This is a genomic window from Planktotalea sp., assembly GCF_018607995.1.
Classification (GTDB): Bacteria; Pseudomonadota; Alphaproteobacteria; order Rhodobacterales; family Rhodobacteraceae; genus Planktotalea.
This window is the reverse complement of the sequence record NZ_JABBAL010000034.1, coordinates 88,878-114,366: the sequence shown is the minus strand read 5'-3', so window position 1 is coordinate 114,366 and position 25,489 is coordinate 88,878. Positions and strand designations below refer to the sequence as shown.

The following is a 25,489-nucleotide window of genomic DNA, read 5'->3' as shown; positions in this document are numbered from 1 at the left end:
TCAGGAATACTTCCTCCATCCCAAATCAGGGAATTTACAGAAAGTGTTCCGAGAGACCGTAAATATCTACAGTGATGGCCTATTTTCCGAGCACACCAAACAATTGGCATCGAACGTCCTGTCTTTGAAGAAGCAATGCGGGTGATGGGTGTGAAACGTGCTGCAACCGCGATCCTATGTATCCTTGAAAGGTTAGGCACAATCCTTAATCCAGGTGGCTATCTAAGACGGCTGACACAAATGGCGCGGGCAGGGCAGTTATATCTTGAAAAGATTCTGAATGATGGGTCAGCCTATGCGTAATTGTCAGCTAACAACTTTTTTAAATCATATAAAACAAAGGTTTGGAAAATTGCAAGCCGGTCCTAATCACTGCTCGTCTCTATTTGGAGGCCTTGAATTGTCCAAAACTCTTTGAATTGCGTGACGCTATATGGTTGCCTGCTTTCACAGGGTCATATTTGCAGGCGTCTGCGGCAACACCCAGATCGCGCGGATCAACCACCGTATCGCTCGCAGGATCAAAGAACACAGGAATTGAGTAACGAGCGTTTTTAGTGCGGTTGATAACGCGGTGCAGGGTGGATGCGAAACGATCATTGCTCCAGCGCGCCAGCAGGTCTCCGATGTTGCACACGATTGTTCCCTCTATGGGGGGCGCTTCGACCCAGTCGCCTGACTTGGCCCGCACTTGCAAACCGCCGCTTTGATCTTGCAGTAAAAGCGTGAGAACGCCGAAATCGGTGTGCGGCGCAACGCCGAAGCGTTCTTCGGCTTCATCTGCCTCGGAGGAGGGGGGATAGTAAACCAACTGCCCCCGCGCGAGCGGTTTGGCATAGGCCGCTTTGAAGAAGTCCTCTGGCTGTTCAAGGCTTAACGCGAGCGCGGACATCAGCGTGCGACCCAGCTGACACACGGCCTCATAGTAGGGGGTGATTTCCGTCTGAAGGCGCGGAAAGCCTCCGTTGGGCCATTGGTTCACAGCGACCAGCGGCTTACCCATATCAGGGTCGTCAAGCGCGGTCTCGGCCCCCCAAAAGAATACCTCTTTCAAATCGTGAGTTTTGGAACCTGCAAGCCGTGACATTCCGGGTTTCATCCAGCCGCGTTGATCTGTGTTGACCGCAATCGTCTCTTTTATGTCTTGTGGGCTGTTGAAGAAGTCTTTGGTGACTTGAAACGCTTGCGCCATCAACGCGGGATCAATGCCGTGGTTCTTGATGTAGAAGAAGCCAGACCCCGTCGCTGCGCTGTGGATCTTGCGCGCGACTTTGGCAAGGTCTGTACCATCCATCGCGCTTGAAATGTCGATGACAGGGATTTCACTGATGGTTTTGGCGGCGGCGAAGTCTTGAGACGTCATAGTGCTGCTTTCATAGAAAATCTGGTTGGATCGTGCCCGCGCGTGCTAATTCGATCAAGGTGAGAATGTCGGTAACAGGAAGACCAGTTTGCCGAGCTAGCGCAGCTTTGTAAGGGGGCAGATTGGTGCATTCCAATAAGATATGACGATGCTTTGGCGTAAGATGTTTGCTGACATGCGCGACGATTTCAGCGCCGGCAAGATCAGCATCGAGATGGGTGAGATTGTTGGAAACAACCTGGCGTAAATGACAGGTTATCGGCAGGCCAAGAATGCTGCTTGCATAGGCTTTGTGTTGGCCAAGATGGGATACGTTTAAGCTATCCGCATCAAACGTGAGAATAAGAAGTTCCTCAGGCGAATAGCTTTGTGAGAGCGTCTCAAGCGCTACTAAAGCCGAACTAATGAAAGGCTTATATGTCTGCGACGCAAGGTGGTTTTGCCAGTAGGCAAGAAAGCCACAAGAGGTGACGATTACCTCACCTTTCGCAGATCCAAGCGCCGTTTCAAATGGGGCAATATCAATCTGATCTGGCGTGTCAGTGACGACTTTCGCAACTGTTGCAGCCCTAATGCGGATGATCTCGATATTATCGCGATACGTCGCGCGCGATCCCACATCCCCCGCAATACGCGGGAAGTCCGTGTCGAGCTGTAGGACCGTTACCGCTGGCGGCATCGCTATTGTCGGATGTTGTTGGGCAGCCATGTGGCAAGCTCTGGGAAGGCGACAAGGATGATCACCATCAGCAGCATTAGCCCGACCATTGGGATCGCGGTTTTGGAGATGTAGCCGATTTCGTGTTTCGTCATGCCTTGCAACACGAAGAGGTTAAACCCGATGGGCGGTGTTACTTGCGCCATTTCAACCACAACCACGATGAAGATACCAAACCAGATCACGTCGATACCGGCTTGGCGGATCATCGGTTCTACAATGGCCATGGTCAGAACGACGGATGAGATGCCATCAAGGAACATGCCAAGGATGATGTAGAACACCGTGAGTGCCGCGATCAGCGTGATAGGCGAGAGCTGCATTTGATCAATCCACGCGGCCAAAGCGCGGGGCAAACCTGTGAAACCCATGGACAGAGATAGGAACGCAGCGCCCATCAGGATCAGCGCGATCATTGCAGAGGTGCGTGTGGCGCCCATGAGACTTTCGAGGAAGACAGAGGGCGAGAGCGAGCGCTGGAATGCTGCGAGGGTGAGGGAGCCTAGAACACCGACCGCCGCCGCTTCAGTCGCGGTGGCCCAGCCGAAATACATCGATCCAATGACTGCGAAGACAAGCAACAGGACGGGGATCAAAAAGCGGCTTTCTGCCAGCATCTTGGCAAAGCTCATCGAGGGTTCCGGTTCTGGTCGTTGCTCGGGGCGAAAGAAATGCCATGCCATGATGTAGGCCATGAATAGGCTCGCAAGAACGAGGCCCGGAATGATGCCTGCCATGAAGAGTTTGATGATGCTTTCATTGATCGACACGCCATAAACGATAAGGGTCAGTGAGGGTGGGATCATCAAACCCAAAGTGGCCGCACCAGCGAGTGTGCCGATGATCATATACTCAGGATAGCCACGCGCGCGCAGCTCTGGGATCGACATTTTGCCGACCGTCGTCAGCGTCGCGGCGGAAGAGCCGGAAACAGCCGCGAAGATCGTGCAGCCCGCGATATTTGTATGCAGCAAACCGCCCGGCAACCAGCGCATCCAAGGGGCTAACCCGCGAAACATGTCTTGCGATAATCGGGTACGATAGAGGATTTCACCCATCCAGATGAACAACGGCAGTGCCGTCAATGTCCATGAACTGGAGCTAGTCCAGATCGTGGTGATCATCGCATCGCCCGCGGGGCGTACGGTGAACATTTCCATGCCCACCCAAGCGACGCCCATTAGGGCAAGACCGATCCAAATAGACGACCCGAGAAGTGTGAAAAGAACGAAGAGAAAGACGATTGTTGCATAGGCTTCGGTCATTCGACTGTCTCCGATTGAATGGGATTTTTGCCAGTGACAAGCAAACGGGTCAGCGTGTCCCAAAGGGCGATCGCCAAAAGGATTGTGCCGATGGACATCGCAAGTTGCGGAATCCATATAGGGGTATAAACGAGCGTGGACCCACCCTCCAATGCACCCGCAAAATCAAGTTGGAAAAGCTTTACCAGCCATTCAGGGATCTGATCTTGCCCTTGTGTGCGATCATTTAGCATTTCGGAGAAGGCGTTCGCTTTGATGGCGAAACGTGCGAAATATGTGGCGATCACGGCGGCTGCGAACACCGCGAAGATATCGAGCCATTTTTTCAAAAAAGCGGTTGAGTTCAAGATGATCGAGACGCGGATATGCGCGCCGCGCATCATCGCGTGACATAGCGCAAAGAATGATGTCGCGGCCATCGCGTAGCCCGCAAATTCTGTGGTGCCGGGCAGGGCGACGCCTGTCCAACGCGCCACCATTTGGGCCACGATAAGCAAAAGGATTGTCACCATAAAACATGCTGCGATCACGCCACTTGCAAAGTAAACGCCATCCAAGATGCGCCAGATTGGGCGTAACAGCCGTTCAATCCGTGGACCTGCGATATAGCAAAGTACAGCGATCAAGCTGGGAAGAACGAAAAGCCAAACCCAGAGGGGAAGGCCCATGACGGGCGACCAGTCGCGCATTGTGAATGTCTCGGTGTTGGGTAAAAAGGGGCAAGCCTAAGCGTGATGCAAAGGCTTGCCGATACGCTTAGTTTGCGTTGTATGCGTCGAGGATCGCCTGACCCGCGTCGCCTGTTGTTTCGAGCCACTCTGCTGTCATCTTTGCGCCAATCGCTTCAAGTTCTGCAAGGAACTCTGGGCCTGCATCTTCAACGCTCATGCCGTTTTTGGCCAGCTCGTCAAAGTAGAAGTTTGACAGCTCTGCGGATTTCGCGGCACAGCTTGCTGCGGTTTCGTCAGCGGCTTTTTGAACACCCGCTTGTACCTCTGTGTCGAGCGCGTCCCAGGCTTGTGTGTTCACCATCACATAGTTGCGTGGCAGCCATGCGTTGACCTTGTAGTAGTGGGACAGGTGCTCCCAGACTTTGCGGTCGTAGCCTGTGGAACCAGATGAAATGAACGCAGACGCAACGCCCGTAGCAAGCGCTTGGCTGAGCTCAGCCGCTTCGATTTGTACTGGGATCATGCCCAACTCTTCCGCGAAGGTCGCTGTTGCAGAGTTGTATGAGCGGAACTTGATGCCTTGCGTGTCGGCTGATGTCTTAACTTCTTTGTTGAAGTAGAAACCCTGGCCTGGCCATGGGCATGTATAAAGCGCCACAAGGTTTTGATCCGCAAGCTGTGCGTTCACTGCGTCTTTCGCAGCTGCCCAAAGCTTGGCATTGTCTTCATACGTTGTTGCGATGAACGGAACATTGTCCCAACCAAGCAGAGGGGCTTCGTTCGCGTGTGCGGACATGAAACGCTCGCCGATTGGCACTTGGCCGGTTTGGACTGCGCGTTTGATATCGCCGCCACCAAAGAGCGAACCGCCCGCGTGAACCGTAATGTCGATAGCGCCGCTTGTGTGCTCGCGCACTTTGTCAGCAAAGACCACACCATGCTCGGAGTGAAAGTTCGTCGCGGCATAGGCCATCGGCATATCCCACTTTTGCGCGTGGCCGTCAGCGAAAGCTGTGCTTGCTGCCATTGCGCCGACAAGCGCCGTGACTGTGAATTTTGCTAAAGTCATAATGTCCTCCCAGACGTTTTGTAGGTCCTTGCGTATTTCCGCGGATCAAATGGTGCCAAATCAATGTTTGGCTTTTTACCATCAATGAGATCAGCGATGATCCGACCCGTTTTTGCACCACCTGTCAAGCCAACGTGTTGATGCCCAAAGGCCGAATAGCTTTTGCCGTGCCTATCGTTGGCGCCGATCAATGGCAGGCTATCGGCAGGCGCAGGGCGGTGACCCATCCATTCCACAATGCTGTCGTAGGTTACGTCAGGCAACAGCACGTCAATCTGACGTTTTAGGAGATCAAGAGGGCCTTTACTTGGACCTGCTTCAAGCCCGCCAAACTCAATCACGCCAGCGGCGCGCAGGCGTCCCTCCATCGGGGTCAGCACGAATTTACCGCTGGCGACCATCATTGGATTTTTGGGCATTTGTGAGGGGTTGATAAGTTCGATGTGATAGCCGCGTTCGCTCTCAAACGGGACTTTGACACCCAGCTTATGGGCGATCTCTTTCGACCAGGGACCAAGTGCGAAAACAATGCGATCCGCAGTCAGGCGTCCGTCAGAGGTGTGCAAAGCGACGATCGTGTCGCCCGCCATCTCCAGATCATTGATCGTTGCAATCTGGAGCGTGCCACCCTTTGACACAAAGTGATCCGCGAGCGCTGTCACATAGGCACCGGGGTCCAAAATACGTCCATGGTTCTTGCAACGCACAACGGTTTCAAAAGCCTCGCCAAAAGCGGGGTCTTCTTTGGCGTAGTCTTTACCAGAGACGACCTCATAGGTGACACCCGCCGCGTCGCGTTTGCCCCAACCATAGCTGTCAGCGAGGTAGTCCGCATGGGTTTGATAGCCAAAGCAATAGTCCTCGGAGCCTATGAATCGCTCTGCTGGTGTGCCTTTGGCTAGGGCCATGTGTTGATCATAGGTATCGTGCAAAAGTGCGGACATAGCGTTGGCGTAAACATCTACATGCGCGTCGTTTGCGTGGCGCATATACTTGGCAAGGAAGGGCAGCAGTTTCGGCAAATAGCTCCAACGCAGAAACAGCGGAGAGTCGCGCCGCATCAACATGCCTGGCGCGGCTTTGAACAGGCTGGGCGTGGTGACGGGAACAACGGCACCCGCCGCAAGCACACCTGCATTGCCGTGGCTGGTTCCACTTGCTGGTCCTGTACGATCCACAAGCGTAACGCTGTGACCTGCGCGTTGTAACCAGATCGCGGTGGAGATCCCGACGATCCCTGCTCCTGCAACCAAGATTTGCATGACTTTATTCCTCTCGTTGACGCAACAGGATCACGTTTTATGAGCCGCGCACAAGCCATTCTCCTTGGTTCCTGCAACAAAATAAAAAACTTTACTGACTAGTTACCATTTAGGAATCATACAGATGCTTCAGGAACGTATTGAGTGCAAATGCCAACGCCGCCACAAACCGCGTCTGTTCTAGTGAAAGAAAGGGTATAGACGAGTTTGGTACGACAGTCGTGACCACCGAGCAGAACGCAAACTTTGCGATGACGCTCGCAGAGCGGCTCTACGTGCTAGAATCCGGCAAAATCAAGTGAACGGTACCGTAAAAGAACTGCGCGATGATCCCAAGCTGACAGAGGCCTATTTCGGCCACTAATGGGTCCCAATTCTAACCGCGCACAAGCGTCATTTTGGGGTCATAAAGCGCTGGATCAACAACCGTTGCATCGATCAACTCACCCAAGATATCAATCTTGATAGCAGTACCAACAGGCGCGAAAGCAGGCTCGACAAAGGCGTAAGCGAGGTTCTTTTGAACGCGGTAGCCGTAGCCGCCAGAGGTAACAGTTCCAACAACTGCGTCCCTATCCATCACTGATGCACCACCATGTGCGGGGGCGTGATCCTTGGCCAATACCATCGTGATCAAACGTTTGCTGGCACCCGTTTCAACACGCTTCGCAAGCGCCGCTTTGCCCACGAAATCTGCCTTGTCCATCTGCACGAAGCGATCCAAACCAGTCTCGAATGGGTCGAACTCTGTCAGGATGTCTGCCTTCCAATGCAAATACCCTTTTTCCAGTCGCATGGACTCCACCGCGAGTGCACCGAACAGGCGCAAGCCATGGGTTTCGCCCGCTGCCTTCAGCGCTGTGTAGGCCGCATAAAGCGAGGCGTTCGGTACGTGGATTTCATAGGCGTGTTCACCAGAAAAACTGACTGACATAACTGTCGCGGACGCAAAGCCGATAAAGCACTCGCGCACGGACAACCACGGAAAGCCTTCCTTGGACCAGTCTTCGCGGCTGACCATTTGCATCACTGCACGCGCCTTTGGTCCTGCGAGAACAAGAATGGTTTGATCATTCGTGAGCGATTTGATCTGAACGTCTTCATCGGCACCAACATGCTGGCTGAGCCAATCCATATCATGAAATTCAGACGCGGCGGCAGAGCCGTACCAAATGCGCGCGGGTCCGCGATCGCTTGCTGGGATGTTCGCAATCGTCGCTTCCGCTTTCAGCATGCCATGATCATTGAGAAGATAGGCCAGACCCACGCGGCGCTGTTTGCGTGGCAAGCGTCCACAGATCATCCGATCAAGAAAGCCAGTGGCATCTTCGCCCGTGATCTCGAACCGGTTGAAGCCGTTAACTTCGCATAGGCCGACCGCGTTTTGCACCGCATCAATTTCAGCCCCAACAATGGGAAAACTTTCGTCATAGTGGAAGCCATGCGTGACGTGGAAATCCGGCGTAGGCTTCATAAACTCGACGCGTTCCCATCCATTGACGATTGTAAATTCGGCGCCTGCTGCTTCTAGTACAGGGGTCAGTGGCGTGGTCTTTGCCATACGTCCTGCGGGGCGATGCTCATTGGGGAAGTGAAAGCGGAACTCGTTTTGATAATCTTCAATCGCCTTCAGCGCAGTCAGCTCAACATTCGTATGCCCCGTGAAGCGGCGCGGATCGATGCACCACGTGTCATACTGCGCCTCGCCATGCACGATTTGCTGGGCGAGTAACCACCCATGTCCGCCGCCTTCACCAACACCCGCGCGCAGGCCGATGATGCAGAACGCATTGCGCTTGCCGGGGATCTGACCGACCAAAGGTGCGCCATCAATCGTGTAGGTGATCGGGCCGTTAACGACCCGCTTAATGCCCACTTCGGTCAGCGCTGGCATACGTTCAAACGCGCCCTCTAGCACGTCCATGACGCGGTCCAGATCATCGGGGCAAAGATCATTGGCAAAGCTTGGACTGATCCCGTCCATACCCCATGTTTTGCAATCTTGCTCATAAAACCCAACGAGCAAGCCGTTCTTTTCCTGACGCGAATAGTAGTCCGAAATCGGGCACCGCAGCAGGGGCATGCGGTGGCCTGCCTCCACAATCGCGGGGATGTCTTCAGTGATGAAATACTGATGCTCCATCGACGTCACAGGATGATGCACACCCATCATCGCGCCCACTTCGTTCACGCGGTAACCACAGGCGTTGACTACGATATCTGCGTCAATGCTGCCTTTGTCGGTCTCCACCGTCCAAGTGTCATCCTTGTGCTGGGTAAGCGCGGTCACGTTGGTGTGGCGATACACTTCTGCGCCCGCCTTGCGCGCATGAAACGCCAGTGCTTGGCACAGTTGCGCGGGATCAATGTCGCCGTCTTCTCCGTCCCAAAGACCGCCCAATAAATTGTCCGTCGAAATCAACGGATGGCGCCGTGCGCATTCTTCCGCGTCGAGCACTTCGTATTCCACACCCATCCCCCGCGCCATGGAGGCGAAGTGACGATACCCCAGCATTTGTTCTTCGGTATTTGCCAAACGAATGCCGCCATCGCCGTGGTGATATCCAACAGGATACTCAGGATCATCGCGCAGCTTCTTATAAAGTGCGACGGAATGGGATTTAAGGCCAACCATCGTCTGGTTCATGCCAAAATTAGTGACCTGCGCCGCGGAATGCCATGTGGTGCCAGAGGTCAGCTCATCACGCTCAATAAGAACAACGTCGCCCCAACCCTCTTGGGTCAGATGATAAAGCGTAGAGCAGCCGGCAATGCCGCCACCAATAACAGCGACGCGCGTTCGCGTTTTCATGATAGGTCCCTTTTGTTCATACGTGTGACTGTAGGGATTTATGGGCATGGGAAGATTTAGAAATCAATGCTGATCGTAATCCACAATAACCTTTTGAGTAAGCGCAAACGATTGGCACGACAGCACGAACCCTTGCTCAACCTCGTAGTCCTCTAACGCATGGTTCGTGACCATCTCGACTTCGCCCTCGATCACCTTGCATTTACAGGTGGAACACACGCCCGCTTTGCAGGCAAATGGTGCGTCTAATCCACCTGCGAGCGCCGCTTCCAGCACGGTTTGATCTTTAGACATGTCCACCGTGCGCCCCGTGCCATCGATGATCACTACTGCCTCTGCAGGTTTGGTAGTCTCTACGGCTTGCGTTTTACGCTGGGGCAGGCGGCCCGGCTGAGAGGAGGCGAACAGCTCAAACTTGATTTGCTCCTCGCTCAACCCGTGATCTTTCAAAGCGACAGCGATCCCCAACATCATCGGTTCTGGTCCGCAGATGAACGCGGTATCAACGCTTTTGATATCGATCCAATTGGCAAAAAGTGCCGCACACTTTGCTTCGTCCACGCGGCCCTTGAACAGCTCGATATCCTGCGCATCGCTTTCCAGAATATGGATCACATTCAAACGACCCATATGGTTGTTCTTGAGGTCTTCGAGTTCTTCGCGAAACATAATCGTGTTCACGCCGCGATTGGCATAAACCAGCGTAAACCGGCTGTCGGGTTCGCGTGCGAGGGTGGTTTTGATGATCGACAGAACTGGCGTAATACCAGAACCACCCGCGAAACCCAGATAGTTTTTGGGCTGATTAGGGTCTATATCTGTGTAAAATTTTCCCATTGGCGGCATCGCATCCAGCACCATGCCTGGGGCGAGATTTACGTTGGCCCATGTAGAGAAGGCACCGCCATCCACCTTCTTGATCCCGACCTGCAAGATGCCATCGTCTTTGCCCGCGCAGATCGAATAGGAACGGCGAATTTCCGTGCCCTCGATCTCTTGCTTGAACGTCAGATACTGGCCTTGGATGAAGTCGAAATCAGTATCATTCGCAGGTTCGAGCGAGACGACAACAGCGTCGCGAATGGTCTTGCGAACCTCGGTGACTTTAAGCGGATGAAAGCGCGCCATTCTTAAGCTCCCTTCAGATACATTTGAAATAATCGAACGGCTCAAGGCAGTCCAAACAGCGCCATTGCGCCTTGCAAGGGGTAGAACCGAACTGCGAAATTCGGTCTAGATTTTCGGATTTGCAACGCGGGCAGCGCGCAGGTCCACCGGCAGCGCGGGGCGGTGCTATACCGTAGTCTTCCAGCTTGGCGCGACCTTTGTCAGACAGCCAATCCGTGGTCCAAGGCGGCGAGATTTGCGTCTTGATCCGTGTCTTTTCAATCCCACGATCGATCATCGCTGTTTCGATATCCATTGAGATCACTGAGGTCGCAGGGCAACCCGAATAGGTCGGCGTCACGGCGACCTCAAGCGTGTCGCCGTCCCACGCAACACCGCGCACAATACCAAGATCAACCACAGATATCGCAGGGATCTCAGGGTCCGGCACTTGGTCCAACCAGTCCCAAATCTGCGCGATCCCTGGTTTCATACTACCAGCTTGCCCCAGGATAGGCGCGTTGCAACCACTGCATTTGCGTTAGGATATGGCCCAAATGTTCTGTGTGCTGAAAGCCGCTTTTGCCGCCTTTATGCGCGAAAGTGCTGTCGGGAATAGTCAGCGTCGCGTCCGCCATAACAGCGCCGACATGTGCGTCAAATGCGATCCGAAGCTGGTTTAAGTCAGGCGCAATTCCTGTGCTCAGCATCTCTGTATCAACATCATCAGACGCGAACATTTCACCGACATAGGGCCACATCAAATTGAGCGCATCTTGCATGCGCTCGTGGCTTTCCGCCGTGCCATCTCCCAGCCCAATCACAGTGTCGCCAGAGCGTTCCACATGATACAGCACCTCTTTGACAGCCTTCGCAGCAATCTCCGCAACGCGCGGTTCAGACGAAGTCGTCAAGCCTTTGAGCATTTCCAAATGAAACGCATCAAACAGAAACTGACGCATCAGCGTTTGACCGAAATCGCCATTGGGTTTCTCGACCATCAACACATTGCGAAAGTCCCAAGCGTCGCGCAGCATCGCCAGATCATCGGCTGTGCGTCCTTTACCCTCAACCTCCGCCGCAAGGCCAAGCCACATTTGCGTCTGCCCAATCAAGTCCAGCGCAGTGTTCGCAAGCGCGATATCTTCCTCGATCACCGGTGTATGACCGCACCATTCAGAGACACGATGTCCAAGGATCAACGTGTTGTCGCCCATGCGCAGCAGGAACTCAAAATAAGCAGACATTACATTGCGCCCACTTCGTCAGGGATATCAAAGAAGGTTGGGTGCCGGTAGACTTTACTCTCAGAAGGCTCGTAAAGCGGACCTTTTTCTGAGGGTGACGAGGCTGCGATGTGGCGCGCTGCCACGACCCAAATGCTCACACCTTCATTGCGCCGCGTATAGACGTCGCGCGCGTTCTTGATCGCACTTTCTTCGTCAGCGGCATGTAGGCTGCCAACGTGTCGATGGCTCATCCCGTGTTGTCCACGGATAAACACTTCCCAAAGGGGCCATTCGTTTTTCATCACACTTCTCCGCTGCTATTTCGCATCTGGGCCATGCAGATTGATCGACCGCATCCCAACCAAAGGCATAATTGGATGAGCCGTGTTTTTATAAATGCGCAAGGCGCTCCACGGCCCCGTCCAGTGTTGGGATGTGATCATCCTCAACCCACCACATCACAAAATGATGCCGCGTCATGTTCTCAAACCACGCGGGGCGTTTTTCGTAGAACTTGGCATGGATCGTGTTGAACACGTAATTCCCGAGCGACGTGACATCCTCCCAAACTGACATGTTCGCGATCATCTGCTCATCACCCGGCACATCCAGATCCGTCGCATTGCCGCTGTCAGATTTCGTCCGCCACACGTAACCATGCGAGCGTTCCGCAAGCGCATTTATTTTATCAAGATTATCCATGAAACCCGCCATGCGCGGATCATCTAGCGGGTACAGCGCGTATCCTACATTGAGTTCAGCCAACTTCATCTATTCAGCAGCCATTCTCGCGGCGCGCTTTTTCTCAGCATGAGCCATCAAGCCGTCACGTACCCATGCCCCATCGTTCCACGCTTTATTACGCGCAGCGAGGCGTTCTTTGTTGCACGGGCCGTTGCCGCGCAGCACATCGAAAAACTCGTCCCAATTGGGGCCGGTGAAATCATAACCGCCCTTCTCGTCGTTCCATTTCAAGTCAGGATCAGGCACGGTCAGACCAAGGTATTCCGCTTGCGGCACAGTCTGATCTACAAACTTCTGACGCAGCTCATCATTGCCGTTCATCTTAATTTTCCACGACATGCTTTGTTCGGAATGCACGCTTTCAGCGTCAGAGGGACCGAACATCATCAAAGACGGGAACCACATACGGTTCAGAGCGTCCTGAGCCATGCGTTTCTGCGCGTCCGTGCCCTTCGCCATCTTCATCATGATGTCGTAACCTTGACGCTGATGAAAACTCTCTTCCTTACAAATGCGGATCATCGAGCGGGAATAAGGACCATAAGAAGTGCGCTGCAAAGGCACCTGATTCATGATCGCAGCACCATCCACAAGCCAGCCAACAGCGCCCATATCCGCCCATGTCAGGGTCGGATAATTGAAAATAGAGGAATATTTCATCCGCCCATCGAGCAACATTTCCGTCAGCTCATCGCGGGTCACGCCTAGCGTTTCAGCAGCGCAATAAAGATAGAGACCATGGCCCGCCTCGTCCTGCACTTTTGCGAGCAGAATGGCTTTGCGTTCCAGCGTCGGTGCGCGTGTGATCCAGTTGCCTTCGGGCAATTGACCAACAATTTCAGAATGCGCGTGCTGACCAATTTGGCGGATCAACGTTTTGCGGTAGCCCTCTGGCATCCAATCTTTCGGCTCAATCTTTTCACCCGCATCAATGCGCGCTTGAAAGGCGGCGAGCCGTTCAGGATCGTCCTGCGTCGCTTCGGATTTAATCATCTGTGCGTACATTTTATTATACCCTTTCCAGAATTATCGCCGCGCCTTGGCCAACGCCAACACACATCGTGCACAGCGCATACCGACCACCTGTGCGTTTCAATTGATGCGCCGCCGTCAGAACCAAACGCGCGCCGGACATGCCCAGCGGGTGACCGAGCGCAATCGCGCCGCCTTGCGGGTTCACGCGCGGATCATCATCCGCAACACCAAGAGAACGCAGCGTCGCAAGACCTTGGCTGGCGAAAGCTTCGTTCAATTCGATCACATCCATCTGATTCATACTTAGCCCTACCCGTGCGAGCACTTTCTGAGTGGCCGGAATCGGACCAATGCCCATGATGCGCGGCGCAACACCCGCAGAGGACATGCCGACAATCCGCACCATCGGCGACAGTGAATTCTTATAAAGCGCCTTATCAGAACCTATGAGAAGCGCCGCCGCCCCATCATTTACACCGCTCGCGTTACCAGCAGTGACCGTCATGTCAGGGCCATTGATCCCGCGCAGCTTCGCTAGTTTTTCAGCCGTTGTGCCAGCACGGGGATGTTCGTCTGTGTCAAAGAGAATCGGATCGCCTTTGCGCTGGGGGACATGCACTGGAACAATCTCGTCCGCAAATAGATTCGCTTCATGTGCTGCCACAAATTTTTCTTGGGAGCGTTGCGCAAACGCGTCTTGATCAGCACGATTGATCCCATAGTCCGCCGCAACATTGTCAGCGGTTTCGGGCATGGAATCGACACCATACGCCTCTTTCATTTTGCGATTGATGAAGCGCCAGCCGATTGTCGTATCAAACACCTCATTTGCGCGTGTGAATGCGGCTGTTGCTTTGGGCATCACAAAGGGGGCGCGGCTCATGCTCTCAACACCGCCGGCTATGGTTAAATCGTAGTCACCGGCCTTGATCCCCCGCGCAGCGAAACCGACAGCATCCATTCCAGACGCGCAGAGCCGGTTGATCGTCGTTCCAGGCACATCAATCGGCAAACCCGCAAGCAACGCCGCCATACGCGCAACATTGCGATTGTCTTCGCCCGCCTGATTGGCAGAGCCATAAATGACCTCATCCACCTTTGACCAATCAACACCCGTGTTGCGCGCCATCAAAGCCGCAATTGGCAAAGCGGCAAGATCATCAGTGCGAATAGACGACAGAGCACCGCCATACCGCCCAATCGGTGTGCGCACGCCATCGCAAATAAAGGCTTCCATGAAGACGATCTCCCTAGTCTTGACCTTTAGGATATCGGCATTCGGGAGAGTCGCGCAAGCATAAGTTACAAAAATTGCCATTTTTTGGAAAATTCGTAACGTTTTATGGAAAAGTCTAATGGCAAATCCCAACAACCCGTTTAGAATAGGGCCATATCGGGGCCCCAAATGCAGGAGAGTGACATGCTAAAGCCGATCCACGATTGGGACGATGCGTTCGCAAACATGGCCTATATTCCAGGCTCCGTAAGCCTGCCACAGATATGGACGGATAGCGCCGCTGCCTATCACACAAGCGGTGTTAAGATTGAGCACGACATTCCCTACGGCGATCACCCAAGAGAACGGTTCGATCTAATTTGGCCTGACGAGACGCCGAAAGGGTTGGTGATCTTTGTGCATGGCGGTTATTGGATGCGCCTTGATAAAGCCTACTGGAGCCATCTTGCAGAAGGCGCGCGCGACAATGGATGGGCCGTGTGCATGCCCAGTTATACCCTCGCGCCAGAAGCTCGTATCCACGAAATCACTGCGCAAATCGGACGTGCGGTCACTCAGGCTGCAACGCATGTGGAGGGTCCAATTCGTATCACGGGCCATTCTGCCGGCGGCCACCTCGCAACGCGTATGATGTGCGATGATAGTCCTCTGAGCGCGGCAACTTTGGCGCGTGTGATCTCTGTGTTCTCGATCAGCGGCGTGCATGATTTGCGCCCCTTGCTGCACACCAAGCTAAACGAAACATTGCGCCTTGATGAAGCAGAAGCCTATGTCGAAAGTCCTGTCCTACACCGTCCCGCGGGCACGATTCCATATAGGTCTTGGGTGGGCGGTGGTGAGCGCCCCGAGTTCATCCGCCAAACCCAACTCATCGCGCAGATCTGGGCGGGCTTAGACGTCAAAACTCAAAGCACTGTTGACGCACAGTACGATCATTTCACGGTGCTTGACGGGCTGTGCTTGCCAGAGAGTGAAATCACGCGTGCGCTCCTGGCATAACCGCGCAACAAATTACATAATCATCATTATGCCACATTTTTCTGCAGCGAGGTGCGTGCTTGTAAAAAGCCATGTTCACTCGGTCTCGCATACAGCACAATCGCGCCACCATAGTAGATGACAAAATCGACATAGATATGTGCCGCGATGATGCCGCGGATGAAATCTATCTTGAGTTCTGTTACGAGACTGAGCTTGGCGCTTGGAAAACATTCTAAAACCCAAGATCTTTAGGTCACCGCGCGGCGTTCTTTGAACTTGGGCTGATCCCACTCACGCGTCTCCATTACGTCACGCAGTTGAGCTATTGAATCCCAGATATCAATGTACCGCACATAGGGGGCTGCAAAGCCAAAGCGTAGGATGTCGGGCGCGCGGAAATCGCCTACGATACCACGTGCGATAACAGACTGCATGATCGCGTATCCTTCTTCATGGGTCAGTGAGACCTGAGAGCCGCGATGCTCAGCCTCTTTAGGGCTGGCAAGCTCAAAATTCATACCGCCTAGTTCTTGCTCGACCAAGGCGATGAACAAATCCCCCAGCGCCATATTTTTTTGACGCAACACGTTCATGTCGACGTCCTCAAACACTTTCAGCGCAGTTTCTAGCGCAAGTGTGGCAAGCTGGGAGGCTGTGCCCGTTAACATCTGATCAATTGTTGGATGCGGTTTATACTCTTGCGTGAACGCGAAAGGTTCAGCGTGGCCATGCCAACCACGAAGGGGCTGATCCATCGCTTCAAAATGGCGGCGTGCGACGAAGACAAACGCAGGCGCGCCAGGGCCGCCATTGAGATATTTGTACCCACAACCAACCGCGAAATCGGCGTTACATCCGTTTAGCTGTACGGGCAGACATCCAGCAGAATGCGCTAGATCCCAGATCACCAAGCCGCCAAGATCCTGCGCTTGTTTGGTGATGTCCTGCATGTCGTAAATGCTGCCAGTTTTGTAGTGAACATGCGTCAATTGGACGAGTGCGAGGTTATCACCAGCGGCGTTAATCGCCGCTTCGACGTCTTCGGGCATGACGCAGCGCAGCTCACAACCCATAAGGTCCGCAACCTCCTGGTTGATGTAGACATCCGTCGGGAAGTTGCCGATTTCAGAGACGATGATCTTGCGATCCCTGCGTATACGCAAAGCGCCAACCAGCAGCTTGAACAAGTTCACAGAAATGGAATCGCACACGATGACTTCGTCGTCATCCGCGCCCAAAATACGCGCAATCGCAGCGCCAGCGCGTTGCGGGGCAGGATACCAATCCGCATCGTTCCAACTGCGGATCAACCCTTGGCCCCATTCCTTTTTCACAGCGACCTCAAGACGTTCCATCACACCCAGCGGCAGCGCACCAAGGGAGTTACCGTCGAGGTAAATATCGCCTTCCGGCAATTCAAAACGCTCACGCAGATGGGCAATCGGATCAGCACCATCCATTTTGATCGTGTCCTCGCGGGTAATTTTTCCTACAGATGCAGTCATTTTTCTATTCCAGATGTTCGACAATTTGTGTTGGGCTTACACGATTTCCGTTGAATGCCATACGTTCTTGATAGGCATATAGTTGTCCAAGCTTCCAGGGCCAACTTCGCAGCCATAGCTACTGGATTTCACCCAGCCCCACTAGTTTGTTGCGAACTTAAGGATCCGATGACCTCAGAAAGCGTTGCCCAACCAAAGAGAAAACCGTTCAATAAGGTCGATGTCGGCGCAGGTTCATATGAACGATCTTCTGAATTAAAAACTAGATGACATAGATCACAGAGAACGCCGACTGACTTGTGACTTTTACTCAAAGCTATAGCCTGAAGTTGATTACTTGAGTGTTGCAGCTCGCTCTACGAACGCAACAAAGGAATGCAATGTCACGTCTCATCCGCATCATTTATAGCAGCGCCGCTACGACCCCTTTTGGCCATGATGAGCTACTGACGCTTCTAGGAAAATCACTCATCAAAAACGCTGATCTATAAATTAGCGGAATGCTATTACATATTGATGGCAGTTTTCCGCAGGTTATCGAGGTCGCAAAGTTGAGATCGATGAACTATTCGAGAAAATCGCAGTTGACCATCGTCACGGAAACATCGTCACAACCGTGCGGGAAATCATCCCTAAAAGGGCCTTCGAAGATTGGAGCAAGAGGTTTACCGAAGTAAGTCTCGATGACCTGGAACAAATAACAGACTAGAGCGATTTTCTATCTAATCCAGAAGCGTTGCACGCCTTGGTTCCTGGACGCGCCCAGAAATTTCTGAAAGTTTCTAAAGATGGTCATTGGAGAAGCAGAACACTCATATGACCTCGCTGATTGAACATCTGTCGTTGTTGAAGCAGGCAAAGAAATTCTGGAAGCATAATCCAGTGTGGATGCCCGAGATTGAGCAGGATCGCGCGCTAAAAGGCAGGGGGCGTTGCACGATTGTGACTACGATGAAGAACGAGGGTCCGTTCATCTTGGAGTGGATCGCTTACCATCGTGCGATCGGGTTTGACGACATCATTGTTTACACCAACGATTGTATTAATGGCACCGACACGATGCTGCAAATGCTGGAACGTAAAGGCATCTGCTAATGGCGCGAGAACCGGTTTCGCGAAATGGATTTGAAGCCGCAGTACGCAGCGCTTCAATCGGTGGAAGAAGAAAACGTCATTCAGAACGCCAAGTGGGCGACCTTTATTGGCGTGGATGAGTACGTGAATATTAAGGCCGGCGATGGGATTTTGGACGCGCTTTTCGCTGCTGTGTCGGACGCCAATATGATCGCGATGACATGGCGTTTGTTCGGCAATGGCGATGTACATGATTATGTGGACGGGCCGATCACCGAACAGTTCCTGCGCTGCACTCCCGAGTTTTTGCGCAAGCCGCATCAGGCGTGGGGTTTTAAGACGCTGTTCCAGAATATCGGGCTGTTTAAGAAGCTGGGCGTGCATCGACCCAAGGGTCTGAACCCGCAGCTTTGGGAAGACATCAATTGGTTCAATGGCTCTGGCAACCCTTTGCCACGCAAGATGTTTAGTAATGGCTGGCGTTCGACGATTGAAACCTATGGCTATGACCTGGTGCAGCTCAATCACTACGCTGTGCGCTCTGCCGAGAGCTTTCTGGTCAAGTGGGATCGTGGTTTTTGTGAACCACGTGGATCGTGATCAGGGGCTCGATTATTGGTTTCGCATGAACAACAATTATGAGGAAAAGACTTCGATCATGTTGCGCCTTCCTATGATGAAAGAAGAGCTGGCGAAGTTGATGAGCGATTCAGAGATTGCGGCCGTGCATGAGCATTCGGGCGCTTGTTACCTCGCTAAGATTGATGAGTTGAAAGCCACGGAGAACTACTCGAAGTTCTTCGCAGAACTCACAAGCGAGCGTCAGGAAAAACTGGCGCGCTTGCATCTGCATTTCGGATCAAACGTGTTTCTGTCAAGGCCAACGGTAGTGCCCGACGAAATAGTCGCGAAAGAGATCGAGGACGAGTGGTTCTTTACTGTCGAGCTAGAGGGCGAAACAGTGCATTAAAGCTGATGCAGGGTCAGCCAATCCGCCACAAGGGCAGGGGTATCGGCACCTTCGATTTCGATGCTGAGCCCATGCATCTGTAAGATCGCAGATTCGCCTTTAGGCATTGCAGATTTTAGCACAAAATTTCCCCGAATACGACTGCCTCCCGGAACTGGCGCGAGGAAGCGGATCTTTTCAAACCCGTAATTAACAGAGGCAGTTTGACCTTCAATCCCCTGCATCACTTCATAGGCAAATGCGCTTGCCATCGATAGAGTTAAATAACCATGTGCAATGGTGCCGTCGAAGGGCGTTTCCGCCGCTGTGCGGTCCGGATCGAGGTGAATGAATTGATGATCCTCTGTCACATTGGCGAAGGCAGTGATGCGAGCTTGATCCATCTCTATCCAGCGAGAGGGTGGCAAAGGCTTGCCTATGCAAGGGGTTAGTTTTTCACAGATGTTGTTCGCTCTATTCATGCCAACAGCCTAGCGATCTGCTTGACAGGTTCAAGCAAAGGGAGCCATTTGACAAAAAGGAGAGTCCCATGAGCGATCTGCTGTTCCCCGCGCCACTTGTTCACACAATTCCTGTTGAAGGCGAAAGCGCGGCGTTCCCGATTCACCGGATTTTTTGCGTGGGGCGCAATTATGCCGCCCACGCTGCCGAAATGGGCAATACTCCTGATTACGAAGCACCGTTTTATTTCACTAAGTCGCCTGCGCATGCGATCGATAGTGGTGCGCGCATTCCTTATCCGCTGGAGACCAGCAACTATCATCACGAGATGGAGCTGGCGATTTTGATCGGCGCCCCTGCCTTTCGGATTGCTCAAGAAGAGGCGTTGAGCGTGGTTTATGGGTATTGCTGCGCGCTCGATATGACGCGGCGCGATTTGCAAGGTGCGTCAAAGGACAAGCGGCGCCCTTGGGACACAGGCAAAGATTTCGAAGCCTCTGCAATTTTCGCACAGGCGCGTAAAGCGGAAGCCTTTGGCACCGTGACGGATCAGCGTATATATCTCGAAGTGAATGGAGAGATGCGGCAGGATGCGAGCTTTGCTGAGCTAATTCATTCAGTGCCTGCGGTGATTGCGGATCTCTCGAAGTACTATCACTTAAACGCGGGTGACGTGATTATGACCGGGACACCCGCTGGCGTGGGTGCTGTCGTGGCTGGTGATATTTTGCGTGGCGGCGTTGAGGGTCTTGCACCCATTGAGTTGAAATTGAGCGCCCCCGAGTAGTTTTTACGCGTTTCAGGTTAGGCCCAGATTGGCAAATTTTGCCAGAGCGTTCCAAGCTCTGCCTCCAACCGTTCCGCAAGGTCTAGCGCGAATTCATCGTCGTGCATGGGCGCGACTATTTGCACCCCATTGGGCACGCCATCTTCAAGATGGGTCGGGATCGCAACCGAGGGCAAGCCAAGAAGGGCGACTACAAACGAGGGTGCTTGTGCGGCTAAGAGATCAGGGATTTTGGCGGGGTCTTTGAAGTCGAGATCATTCTCGAACGGCGCGATCAAGGATGTCGGCATCAAGAGCGCGTCTACCTCTTCAAACATCATTGACCACATGCGTTGTAGCTGTACCCGACGGGTCAACCCGGCTAGAAAATTGGGCATGTCCAAGAGGCGAAATCGCTCTTGATAGGCATCAACTGTGCGGTTCATTTCAGGCGAGCCATGCTGCGTAACAACTGCGCGTGTCATATGGTGCGTTTCTGTGAACAGCAGTTCACCCCAAAGTTCGGCGCATTCGTCGATGTGGGGCGGGGTGATGTGTTTCACCTCAATTCCTGCGGATGTGGCCGCATTGGCCGCATGTTGAATTGCGTTGGCAACCGCGTTGTCTATATCTGTCGCGAACGGGTTGGCCGCGATCCCGAGCGTGATTTTATCATCGCGTGCTCGCCCGCTCGGTGCGGTGTTCACTTGCATTGGATCGCGCGGGTCACGTTTTGACATGACCGTAAGACCCGCGCGCACATCGGCAACATTGCGCGCGATTGGACCTTGGACGGACATCATTTGCGTGATTGGAGGGCGTTCAGCCGGCGCATTTGGGTTCATCGATGCAATGCGGCCCAAAGAGGGGCGGATCGTCGCCACACCACAGCAATAGGCTGGATATCTTAGCGAGCCACCAAGATCATTGCCATGTGCAATCGCGCCGATTCCAGAGGCGACTGCAGCAGCAGCGGCACCACTGGACCCACCAGGCGTGAGGGCAGTGTTCCAAGGATTAAGTGAGACGCCATGCAACGGATTGCTTGTTGACCAGCGCATTGAAAATTCAGGCGTGTTCGTGCGCGCAATGATCACCGCTCCAGAGGATTTGAGATTCGCCGCCACAGGCGCATCGCCTGGGCCTGTCATATCCTTGAAAGCAGGCACCCCATTGGTGTTGGGATAGTCAGCCATATCGATGTTCACTTTCACCGTGACTGGAACACCAAAGAGCGGGCTGGCATCATCCGGCACGCCCCCAGTATCCAGAGATCTCGCCACTTCAAGTGCGCCGTCAATCAAATGGGTGACCGCGTTCAAAGTTGGGTTAGCCTGTTCCATGCGCGTCAGGTGCGCTTGTGTGACCTCAGTAACAGAGACGTCTTTGGCACAGATATGCGCGGCTGTTTCAACAGCGGACCAGCGGATGATATCGGACATTACGCACGCCTACCTTATATATGCGTTCATGGTCAGCAGCTCGTACTCCGCTACTTTTTCGGCGTTTTGATTAGTCAGCGTCACGTGCCAACGCACCTCGCCATACTCTTCGTTGCGAGGGGTCTTCTTTTTCACGGTAAGACGCACTTTTATGCTGTCTCCCGCCTCGACGGGCTTCATAAAGCACAGATTGTCGAGGCCTGTGTTGGCCAGAACGGGGCCTTCATTCGGCTCTACGAACATGCCGGCCGCGAAGCTCAGCAACAGATATCCATGCGCCACACGACCGGGGAAAAACGGGTTACGTTTGGCCGCAGCGTCATCCATATGCGCGTAAAATGTGTCGCCCGTGAAATGCGCGAAATGTTCGATGTCGTCCATACTTACAGAGCGGGGATCGGTGTGGATCGTTTCGCCAATCTCGACTTCGTGGAAGGTGCGCGTGAACGGATGGGCGGGTGCGGGTTTCTCTTTCGCGCCGTCGACCCATGTGCTGCCAATCGCGGTCAGGATATCGGGGCTACCTTGGATTGCAGTGCGCTGCATGTAATGCATCACGCCGCGCACGCCGCCCAATTCTTCGCCACCGCCTGCACGACCCGGACCGCCATGCACCATGTGGGGCAGGGGAGAACCATGACCGGTGCTTTCTTTCATAGAGTCGCGGTTGTTAAAATAGAGCCGCCCATGAAAGGCACCTGCCCCAAGCGCAACGTTGCGTGCGACCACAGGGTCATGCGTGATCACCGACGCCACGAGAGAGCCTTGGCCTTTGTTCACCAGCGCGATTGCATGATCGACATCGCGGTAACCCATTACGGTGGAAACGGGGCCAAATGCTTCTGTGTCGTGCACGCGGTTTGCCGTATCGGGAGTGGTGCAATGAAACAACATCGGCGTGAGAAACGCGCCTTTGTGTTCGTGGAAGTCTTTGTTGCCGTAAACCTGTTCCGCCTCAGCGCCAATGATCGCAGCTTTGGCTAATACATCGCGCTTTTGCGCGTTCGATACCAATGCGCCCATGCGCGTTTCGGCCTTGTTAGGGTCTCCTATCACGGTTTTAGAGAGCAGATCAGAGAGCGCGTCAATAACCGCGCTCACGTAGTTTTCAGGTGCAATGATGCGGCGGATAGCTGTGCATTTTTGACCCGCTTTGGTGGTCATTTCGCGCTGTGCCTCTTTGATGAAGAGCTCAAATTCAGGCGTTCCGGGCACCGCGTCTGGGCCGAGAATAGAGGCGTTGAGGCTGTCTTGCTCTGCGACGAAACGGATGGAGTTTTCAAGGATATGTGGGGCAGAGCGCAGCTTTAACGCTGTCTGCGCGGAGCCTGTGAAACTGACCACATCTTGCAAGGTGAGTTGATCAAGCATGGTTCCCAAACCACCGCTGACCAGCTGCAAAGCACCGTCCGGTAACAGCCCGCTTTCCAACATCAAGCGCACTGCAAGTTCTGTGACATAGCAGGTGGCCGTCGCGGGTTTCACGATCGCAGGAACCCCGGCAAGAAGCGTCGGTGCGAGTTTTTCCAACATGCCCCACACAGGGAAGTTGAATGCATTGATATGGACCGCGACGCCCTGCATCGACGTGCATATGTGTTGACCGAGAAACGTGCCATTGCGCGAGAGCTGTTCAATTTCACCATCGATGTAGACATGCCCATCGGGCATTTCGCGACGTCCTTTTGAGGCGAAGACAAACATCGTGCCAATGCCGCCATCGACATCAATAAGGTGATCCGATTGCGTTGCGCCTGTCGCGAAGGACAGATCATAAAGTGCTTGTTTGTGGGTGTTGAGATGTGCGGCTACTGCTTTGAGCATCCGAGCGCGATCATGAAACGTCATCTTGCGCAGGTTCGGCCCACCAATGGTGCGCGCGTGTTCCAGCATTCCTGCAACATCAAGGGATGCGTTTCCGGCTTGCCCCATCAACTCGCCTGTGACCGCGTTCTCGATCGGTCGCGCGCTTGAATCTGGTGCAATCCATGTGCCCGCAGCGAAGGAATTTATCTGTAGCAAGCCCATATCTTTGATCCTTTGAAAACACGCTTGCGTTATTAATTGACCGCTTGGACGGCTTATGCAAGACATATCTAAATGCGCGATGGGAGGGCGACGATGACACCACAGGACAGAGCCAATAAATCTAGTGATGCGCTATGGGTCAATGATCACGCGTCTCATTGGATGGGTATTGAGCGCGGCGAGGTCATTGAAAGTGGCGCGCGCATGTCGTTGTGTGTGCGAGAGCATCATTGCAATGGGCATAACATTTGCCATGGCGGTGTTATCTTCACGCTTGCTGATACGGCATTCGCGTTCGCCTGTAATTCTCGTAATCAAAATACAGTTGCGCAGAATAATATGATTACGTTTATCGCCCCGGGCCAGATTGGGGATGTGTTAACCGCAAGCGCGCGCGAAGTGTCTCTAACTGGGCGGAGTGGCATTTATGATGTGCGCGTTGTTAACCAAGATGGGACATTGATCGCAGAGATGCGCGGTTTGTCGCGCGCGATAAAAGGCCAATTATTTGACGAGGAAGCACCATGAGCAAACTCACTCCAAATGCATCGATTTTAGACCCTATTGAGATTGCAAGCCGCGATGAGATTGGCGCGCTCCAGCTGGAGCGGATGCGTTGGTCTTTGCGCCATGCCTATGACAATGTCGCGATGTATAAGGAGCGCTTCGACGCGGCGGGTGTGCATCCCGATGATCTGAAATCTCTAAGTGACTTGGCGAAGTTTCCCTTCACCGTGAAGGACGATCTGCGCGACAATTATCCGTTTGGGATGTTCGCCGTTCCGCGGACGGATATCATGCGCATTCATGCATCTTCTGGCACCACGGGAAAGGCCACCGTTGTTGGCTATACCGCGAATGATATTTCGAATTGGGCCGATCTTGTCGCGCGCTCTCTAAGGGCGGCGGGGCTGCGCAAGGGTGATCTAATCCACAACGCTTACGGCTATGGCTTGTTCACAGGTGGCCTTGGCGCGCATTACGGGATTGAACGTTTAGGCGCAACTGTGATCCCTATGGGGGGTGGTCAAACGAACAAGCAGGTTGGCTTGATCAATGACTTCAAGCCACGTGGGATTTTGGTAACGCCGTCCTATATGCTCAACATCCTAGAGGCGTTTCATAAGGTGGGTCTCGATCCGCGCAAAAGCTCGTTGGAGGTTGCGGTCTTCGGCGCTGAACCCTGGACGGAAGCCATGCGCACAGAGATTGAGGATGCGTTTGATCTCAACGCGGTCGATATCTACGGGCTCTCCGAAGTGATGGGGCCGGGCGTTGCGAATGAGTGTGTTGAAACCAAAGACGGACCTGTCATTTGGGAAGATCATTTCTACCCTGAGATCATTGATCCCGTAACGGGCGAGGTGCTGCCCGATGGGCAAGAGGGGGAGCTGGTCTTTACCACGCTCACCAAAGAGGGCATGCCGATTATCCGCTACCGCACCCGCGATCTGACGCGGCTTTTGCCGGGCACTGCGCGGTCTATGCGCAGGATTTCCAAGATCACTGGACGCTCGGATGATATGATCATTCTGCGCGGCGTGAACGTGTTTCCGACACAGATTGAGGAACAGGTGATGGCGACGGGCGGGCTTGGTCCGTATTTCCAGATCGAGCTGAATAAATCTGGGCACATGGACGCGATGCGTGTGCATGTTGAAATGCTGCCTGATGCAAATTCAGAGGCCAGCAAAGATGCAGCTGCGCAGATGCTCGCCAAGCGGATCAAAGACATGGTTGGTGTTTCTACCGAGGTGCATGTGGGCGATCCCGGCACTGTCGCGCGCTCGCAAGGCAAGGCTGTGCGCGTTGTGGACAAACGGGGGTGAA

The 25,489-nt window shown here is 53.6% G+C and carries 26 protein-coding genes and 1 pseudogene; 9 read left to right on the top strand and 18 right to left on the bottom strand.

Annotated elements, in window-relative coordinates; genetic code table 11:
* The first annotated feature begins 81 nt into the window (after nucleotides 1-81).
* On the top strand, nucleotides 82-303 hold the full coding sequence (repC, locus tag QZ280_RS16515; protein ID WP_365734827.1) for a replication initiation protein RepC: 222 nt from the start codon (nucleotides 82-84) through the stop codon (nucleotides 301-303).
* 79 nt (nucleotides 304-382) lie between these two features.
* On the opposite strand, the gene QZ280_RS14825 is transcribed toward repC, so the two are convergent.
* The 14 genes from QZ280_RS14825 to pcaF all read right to left on the bottom strand — a co-directional run bounded on the left by QZ280_RS14825 (nucleotide 383) and on the right by pcaF (nucleotide 14,452).
* Nucleotides 383-1,363 carry a 2-oxoglutarate and iron-dependent oxygenase domain-containing protein gene (locus tag QZ280_RS14825; protein WP_293445593.1) on the bottom strand — a complete coding sequence of 327 codons (981 nt, stop codon included), beginning with the start codon at nucleotides 1,361-1,363 and terminating at the stop codon, nucleotides 383-385.
* Between the two features lie 10 nt (nucleotides 1,364-1,373).
* On the bottom strand, nucleotides 1,374-2,072 hold the full coding sequence (locus QZ280_RS14820) for a hypothetical protein (RefSeq protein ID WP_293445590.1): 699 nt from the start codon (nucleotides 2,070-2,072) through the stop codon (nucleotides 1,374-1,376).
* Nucleotides 2,045-3,346: a TRAP transporter large permease subunit gene (locus QZ280_RS14815; RefSeq protein WP_293445587.1), complete on the bottom strand. Its 1,302-nt coding sequence runs from the start codon at nucleotides 3,344-3,346 to the stop codon at nucleotides 2,045-2,047. The genes QZ280_RS14820 and QZ280_RS14815 overlap by 28 nt, the downstream gene beginning before the upstream one ends.
* Nucleotides 3,343-4,035, bottom strand: coding sequence for a TRAP transporter small permease subunit (locus tag QZ280_RS14810; protein ID WP_293445584.1), 693 nt, complete (start codon nucleotides 4,033-4,035; stop codon nucleotides 3,343-3,345). Before QZ280_RS14810 ends, QZ280_RS14815 begins: the two co-directional genes overlap by 4 nt.
* A gap of 67 nt (nucleotides 4,036-4,102) precedes the next feature.
* Nucleotides 4,103-5,086: a TRAP transporter substrate-binding protein gene (locus QZ280_RS14805; RefSeq protein WP_293445581.1), complete on the bottom strand. Its 984-nt coding sequence runs from the start codon at nucleotides 5,084-5,086 to the stop codon at nucleotides 4,103-4,105.
* The gene (locus tag QZ280_RS14800; RefSeq protein WP_293445578.1) at nucleotides 5,083-6,348 is read right to left on the bottom strand and encodes an FAD-dependent oxidoreductase; all 1,266 of its coding nucleotides are present in this window, start codon (nucleotides 6,346-6,348) and stop codon (nucleotides 5,083-5,085) included. The genes QZ280_RS14805 and QZ280_RS14800 overlap by 4 nt, the downstream gene beginning before the upstream one ends.
* Nucleotides 6,349-6,724: 376 nt before the next feature.
* A complete protein-coding gene (locus QZ280_RS14795) occupies nucleotides 6,725-9,160 on the bottom strand; it encodes an FAD-dependent oxidoreductase (protein WP_293445575.1) in 2,436 nt (811 codons plus the stop codon).
* A 63-nt stretch (nucleotides 9,161-9,223) separates the two neighbouring features.
* On the bottom strand, nucleotides 9,224-10,288 hold the full coding sequence (locus tag QZ280_RS14790) for a 2Fe-2S iron-sulfur cluster-binding protein (protein ID WP_293445572.1): 1,065 nt from the start codon (nucleotides 10,286-10,288) through the stop codon (nucleotides 9,224-9,226).
* Between the two features lie 13 nt (nucleotides 10,289-10,301).
* Nucleotides 10,302-10,760 carry a 1,2-phenylacetyl-CoA epoxidase subunit PaaD gene (gene paaD, locus QZ280_RS14785; protein WP_293445570.1) on the bottom strand — a complete coding sequence of 153 codons (459 nt, stop codon included), beginning with the start codon at nucleotides 10,758-10,760 and terminating at the stop codon, nucleotides 10,302-10,304.
* Nucleotide 10,761: 1 nt separating this feature from the next.
* A complete protein-coding gene (paaC, locus tag QZ280_RS14780) occupies nucleotides 10,762-11,514 on the bottom strand; it encodes a 1,2-phenylacetyl-CoA epoxidase subunit PaaC (protein ID WP_293445568.1) in 753 nt (250 codons plus the stop codon).
* Entirely contained in the window at nucleotides 11,514-11,798 is a 285-nt protein-coding gene (gene paaB / locus QZ280_RS14775) for a 1,2-phenylacetyl-CoA epoxidase subunit PaaB (RefSeq protein WP_293445566.1), read from the bottom strand. Before paaB ends, paaC begins: the two co-directional genes overlap by 1 nt.
* A gap of 88 nt (nucleotides 11,799-11,886) precedes the next feature.
* Nucleotides 11,887-12,267, bottom strand: a complete 381-nt coding sequence (locus QZ280_RS14770) for a DUF3291 domain-containing protein (protein WP_293445564.1) — start codon at nucleotides 12,265-12,267, stop codon at nucleotides 11,887-11,889.
* Nucleotides 12,268-13,245, bottom strand: coding sequence for a 1,2-phenylacetyl-CoA epoxidase subunit PaaA (paaA, locus tag QZ280_RS14765; RefSeq protein ID WP_293445562.1), 978 nt, complete (start codon nucleotides 13,243-13,245; stop codon nucleotides 12,268-12,270). It lies immediately after the preceding gene.
* 4 nt (nucleotides 13,246-13,249) lie between these two features.
* A complete protein-coding gene (gene pcaF, locus QZ280_RS14760; RefSeq protein ID WP_293445559.1) occupies nucleotides 13,250-14,452 on the bottom strand; it encodes a 3-oxoadipyl-CoA thiolase in 1,203 nt (400 codons plus the stop codon).
* A 183-nt stretch (nucleotides 14,453-14,635) separates the two neighbouring features.
* Between pcaF and QZ280_RS14755 the strand changes: the two genes are divergently transcribed.
* Entirely contained in the window at nucleotides 14,636-15,451 is an 816-nt protein-coding gene (locus tag QZ280_RS14755; RefSeq protein ID WP_293445557.1) for an alpha/beta hydrolase, read from the top strand.
* Between the two features lie 230 nt (nucleotides 15,452-15,681).
* Here QZ280_RS14755 and kynU read toward each other — a convergent pair whose 3' ends face one another.
* Complete coding sequence (gene kynU / locus QZ280_RS14750; RefSeq protein WP_293445555.1) at nucleotides 15,682-16,938, bottom strand: kynureninase; 1,257 nt, start codon at nucleotides 16,936-16,938, stop codon at nucleotides 15,682-15,684.
* 553 nt (nucleotides 16,939-17,491) lie between these two features.
* Here kynU and QZ280_RS16510 point away from each other — a divergent pair.
* The 4 genes and pseudogenes from QZ280_RS16510 to QZ280_RS16495 form a co-directional block, all read left to right on the top strand.
* A pseudogene (locus tag QZ280_RS16510) lies at nucleotides 17,492-17,647 on the top strand (BLUF domain-containing protein); the annotation flags it as partial.
* Nucleotides 17,648-17,754: 107 nt separating this feature from the next.
* Nucleotides 17,755-18,033: a glycosyltransferase family 2 protein gene (locus QZ280_RS16505; protein WP_365734814.1), complete on the top strand. Its 279-nt coding sequence runs from the start codon at nucleotides 17,755-17,757 to the stop codon at nucleotides 18,031-18,033.
* Between the two features lie 24 nt (nucleotides 18,034-18,057).
* Nucleotides 18,058-18,612, top strand: coding sequence for a hypothetical protein (locus QZ280_RS16500; RefSeq protein WP_365734813.1), 555 nt, complete (start codon nucleotides 18,058-18,060; stop codon nucleotides 18,610-18,612).
* A gap of 58 nt (nucleotides 18,613-18,670) precedes the next feature.
* Nucleotides 18,671-18,982, top strand: coding sequence for a hypothetical protein (locus tag QZ280_RS16495; protein ID WP_365734811.1), 312 nt, complete (start codon nucleotides 18,671-18,673; stop codon nucleotides 18,980-18,982).
* Here QZ280_RS16495 and QZ280_RS14740 read toward each other — a convergent pair.
* Nucleotides 18,979-19,443 carry a MaoC family dehydratase gene (locus QZ280_RS14740; protein ID WP_293445553.1) on the bottom strand — a complete coding sequence of 155 codons (465 nt, stop codon included), beginning with the start codon at nucleotides 19,441-19,443 and terminating at the stop codon, nucleotides 18,979-18,981. The two genes, QZ280_RS16495 and QZ280_RS14740, sit on opposite strands and share 4 nt — an antisense overlap.
* 68 nt (nucleotides 19,444-19,511) lie before the next feature.
* Here QZ280_RS14740 and QZ280_RS14735 point away from each other — a divergent pair, with 68 nt between their 5' ends.
* On the top strand, nucleotides 19,512-20,210 hold the full coding sequence (locus QZ280_RS14735) for a fumarylacetoacetate hydrolase family protein (protein ID WP_293445551.1): 699 nt from the start codon (nucleotides 19,512-19,514) through the stop codon (nucleotides 20,208-20,210).
* A 17-nt stretch (nucleotides 20,211-20,227) separates the two neighbouring features.
* On the opposite strand, the gene QZ280_RS14730 is transcribed toward QZ280_RS14735, so the two are convergent.
* Nucleotides 20,228-21,631 carry an amidase gene (locus QZ280_RS14730; RefSeq protein WP_293445549.1) on the bottom strand — a complete coding sequence of 468 codons (1,404 nt, stop codon included), beginning with the start codon at nucleotides 21,629-21,631 and terminating at the stop codon, nucleotides 20,228-20,230.
* A gap of 9 nt (nucleotides 21,632-21,640) precedes the next feature.
* Complete coding sequence (gene paaZ, locus QZ280_RS14725; RefSeq protein WP_293445547.1) at nucleotides 21,641-23,659, bottom strand: phenylacetic acid degradation bifunctional protein PaaZ; 2,019 nt, start codon at nucleotides 23,657-23,659, stop codon at nucleotides 21,641-21,643.
* A gap of 93 nt (nucleotides 23,660-23,752) precedes the next feature.
* Between paaZ and paaI the strand changes: the two genes are divergently transcribed.
* The gene (gene paaI / locus QZ280_RS14720) at nucleotides 23,753-24,187 is read left to right on the top strand and encodes a hydroxyphenylacetyl-CoA thioesterase PaaI (RefSeq protein ID WP_293445545.1); all 435 of its coding nucleotides are present in this window, start codon (nucleotides 23,753-23,755) and stop codon (nucleotides 24,185-24,187) included.
* The gene (paaK, locus tag QZ280_RS14715) at nucleotides 24,184-25,488 is read left to right on the top strand and encodes a phenylacetate--CoA ligase PaaK (RefSeq protein ID WP_293445543.1); all 1,305 of its coding nucleotides are present in this window, start codon (nucleotides 24,184-24,186) and stop codon (nucleotides 25,486-25,488) included. Before paaI ends, paaK begins: the two co-directional genes overlap by 4 nt.
* Nucleotide 25,489: the final 1 nt, after the last annotated feature.

Coding starts and splice junctions, on each gene's coding strand:
- QZ280_RS14810 (WP_293445584.1), bottom strand. CDS start 4,035: ATGCGCGACTGGTCGCCCGTCATGGGCCTTCCCCTCTGGGTTTGGCTT.
- QZ280_RS16505 (WP_365734814.1), top strand. CDS start 17,755: ATGACCTCGCTGATTGAACATCTGTCGTTGTTGAAGCAGGCAAAGAAA.
- paaB (WP_293445566.1), bottom strand. CDS start 11,798: ATGAAAAACGAATGGCCCCTTTGGGAAGTGTTTATCCGTGGACAACAC.
- QZ280_RS14790 (WP_293445572.1), bottom strand. CDS start 10,288: ATGGCGCGCTTTCATCCGCTTAAAGTCACCGAGGTTCGCAAGACCATT.
- QZ280_RS14805 (WP_293445581.1), bottom strand. CDS start 5,086: ATGACTTTAGCAAAATTCACAGTCACGGCGCTTGTCGGCGCAATGGCA.
- QZ280_RS14730 (WP_293445549.1), bottom strand. CDS start 21,631: ATGTCCGATATCATCCGCTGGTCCGCTGTTGAAACAGCCGCGCATATC.
- QZ280_RS14735 (WP_293445551.1), top strand. CDS start 19,512: ATGAGCGATCTGCTGTTCCCCGCGCCACTTGTTCACACAATTCCTGTT.
- QZ280_RS14795 (WP_293445575.1), bottom strand. CDS start 9,160: ATGAAAACGCGAACGCGCGTCGCTGTTATTGGTGGCGGCATTGCCGGC.
- QZ280_RS16495 (WP_365734811.1), top strand. CDS start 18,671: ATGTTGCGCCTTCCTATGATGAAAGAAGAGCTGGCGAAGTTGATGAGC.
- QZ280_RS14825 (WP_293445593.1), bottom strand. CDS start 1,363: ATGACGTCTCAAGACTTCGCCGCCGCCAAAACCATCAGTGAAATCCCT.
- pcaF (WP_293445559.1), bottom strand. CDS start 14,452: ATGGAAGCCTTTATTTGCGATGGCGTGCGCACACCGATTGGGCGGTAT.
- kynU (WP_293445555.1), bottom strand. CDS start 16,938: ATGACTGCATCTGTAGGAAAAATTACCCGCGAGGACACGATCAAAATG.
- paaK (WP_293445543.1), top strand. CDS start 24,184: ATGAGCAAACTCACTCCAAATGCATCGATTTTAGACCCTATTGAGATT.
- paaZ (WP_293445547.1), bottom strand. CDS start 23,659: ATGGGCTTGCTACAGATAAATTCCTTCGCTGCGGGCACATGGATTGCA.
- QZ280_RS14770 (WP_293445564.1), bottom strand. CDS start 12,267: ATGAAGTTGGCTGAACTCAATGTAGGATACGCGCTGTACCCGCTAGAT.
- paaD (WP_293445570.1), bottom strand. CDS start 10,760: ATGAAACCAGGGATCGCGCAGATTTGGGACTGGTTGGACCAAGTGCCG.
- paaI (WP_293445545.1), top strand. CDS start 23,753: ATGACACCACAGGACAGAGCCAATAAATCTAGTGATGCGCTATGGGTC.
- paaA (WP_293445562.1), bottom strand. CDS start 13,245: ATGTACGCACAGATGATTAAATCCGAAGCGACGCAGGACGATCCTGAA.
- QZ280_RS14800 (WP_293445578.1), bottom strand. CDS start 6,348: ATGCAAATCTTGGTTGCAGGAGCAGGGATCGTCGGGATCTCCACCGCG.
- QZ280_RS14740 (WP_293445553.1), bottom strand. CDS start 19,443: ATGAATAGAGCGAACAACATCTGTGAAAAACTAACCCCTTGCATAGGC.
- QZ280_RS14815 (WP_293445587.1), bottom strand. CDS start 3,346: ATGACCGAAGCCTATGCAACAATCGTCTTTCTCTTCGTTCTTTTCACA.
- QZ280_RS14755 (WP_293445557.1), top strand. CDS start 14,636: ATGCTAAAGCCGATCCACGATTGGGACGATGCGTTCGCAAACATGGCC.
- paaC (WP_293445568.1), bottom strand. CDS start 11,514: ATGTCTGCTTATTTTGAGTTCCTGCTGCGCATGGGCGACAACACGTTG.
- QZ280_RS14820 (WP_293445590.1), bottom strand. CDS start 2,072: ATGGCTGCCCAACAACATCCGACAATAGCGATGCCGCCAGCGGTAACG.
- QZ280_RS16500 (WP_365734813.1), top strand. CDS start 18,058: ATGGATTTGAAGCCGCAGTACGCAGCGCTTCAATCGGTGGAAGAAGAA.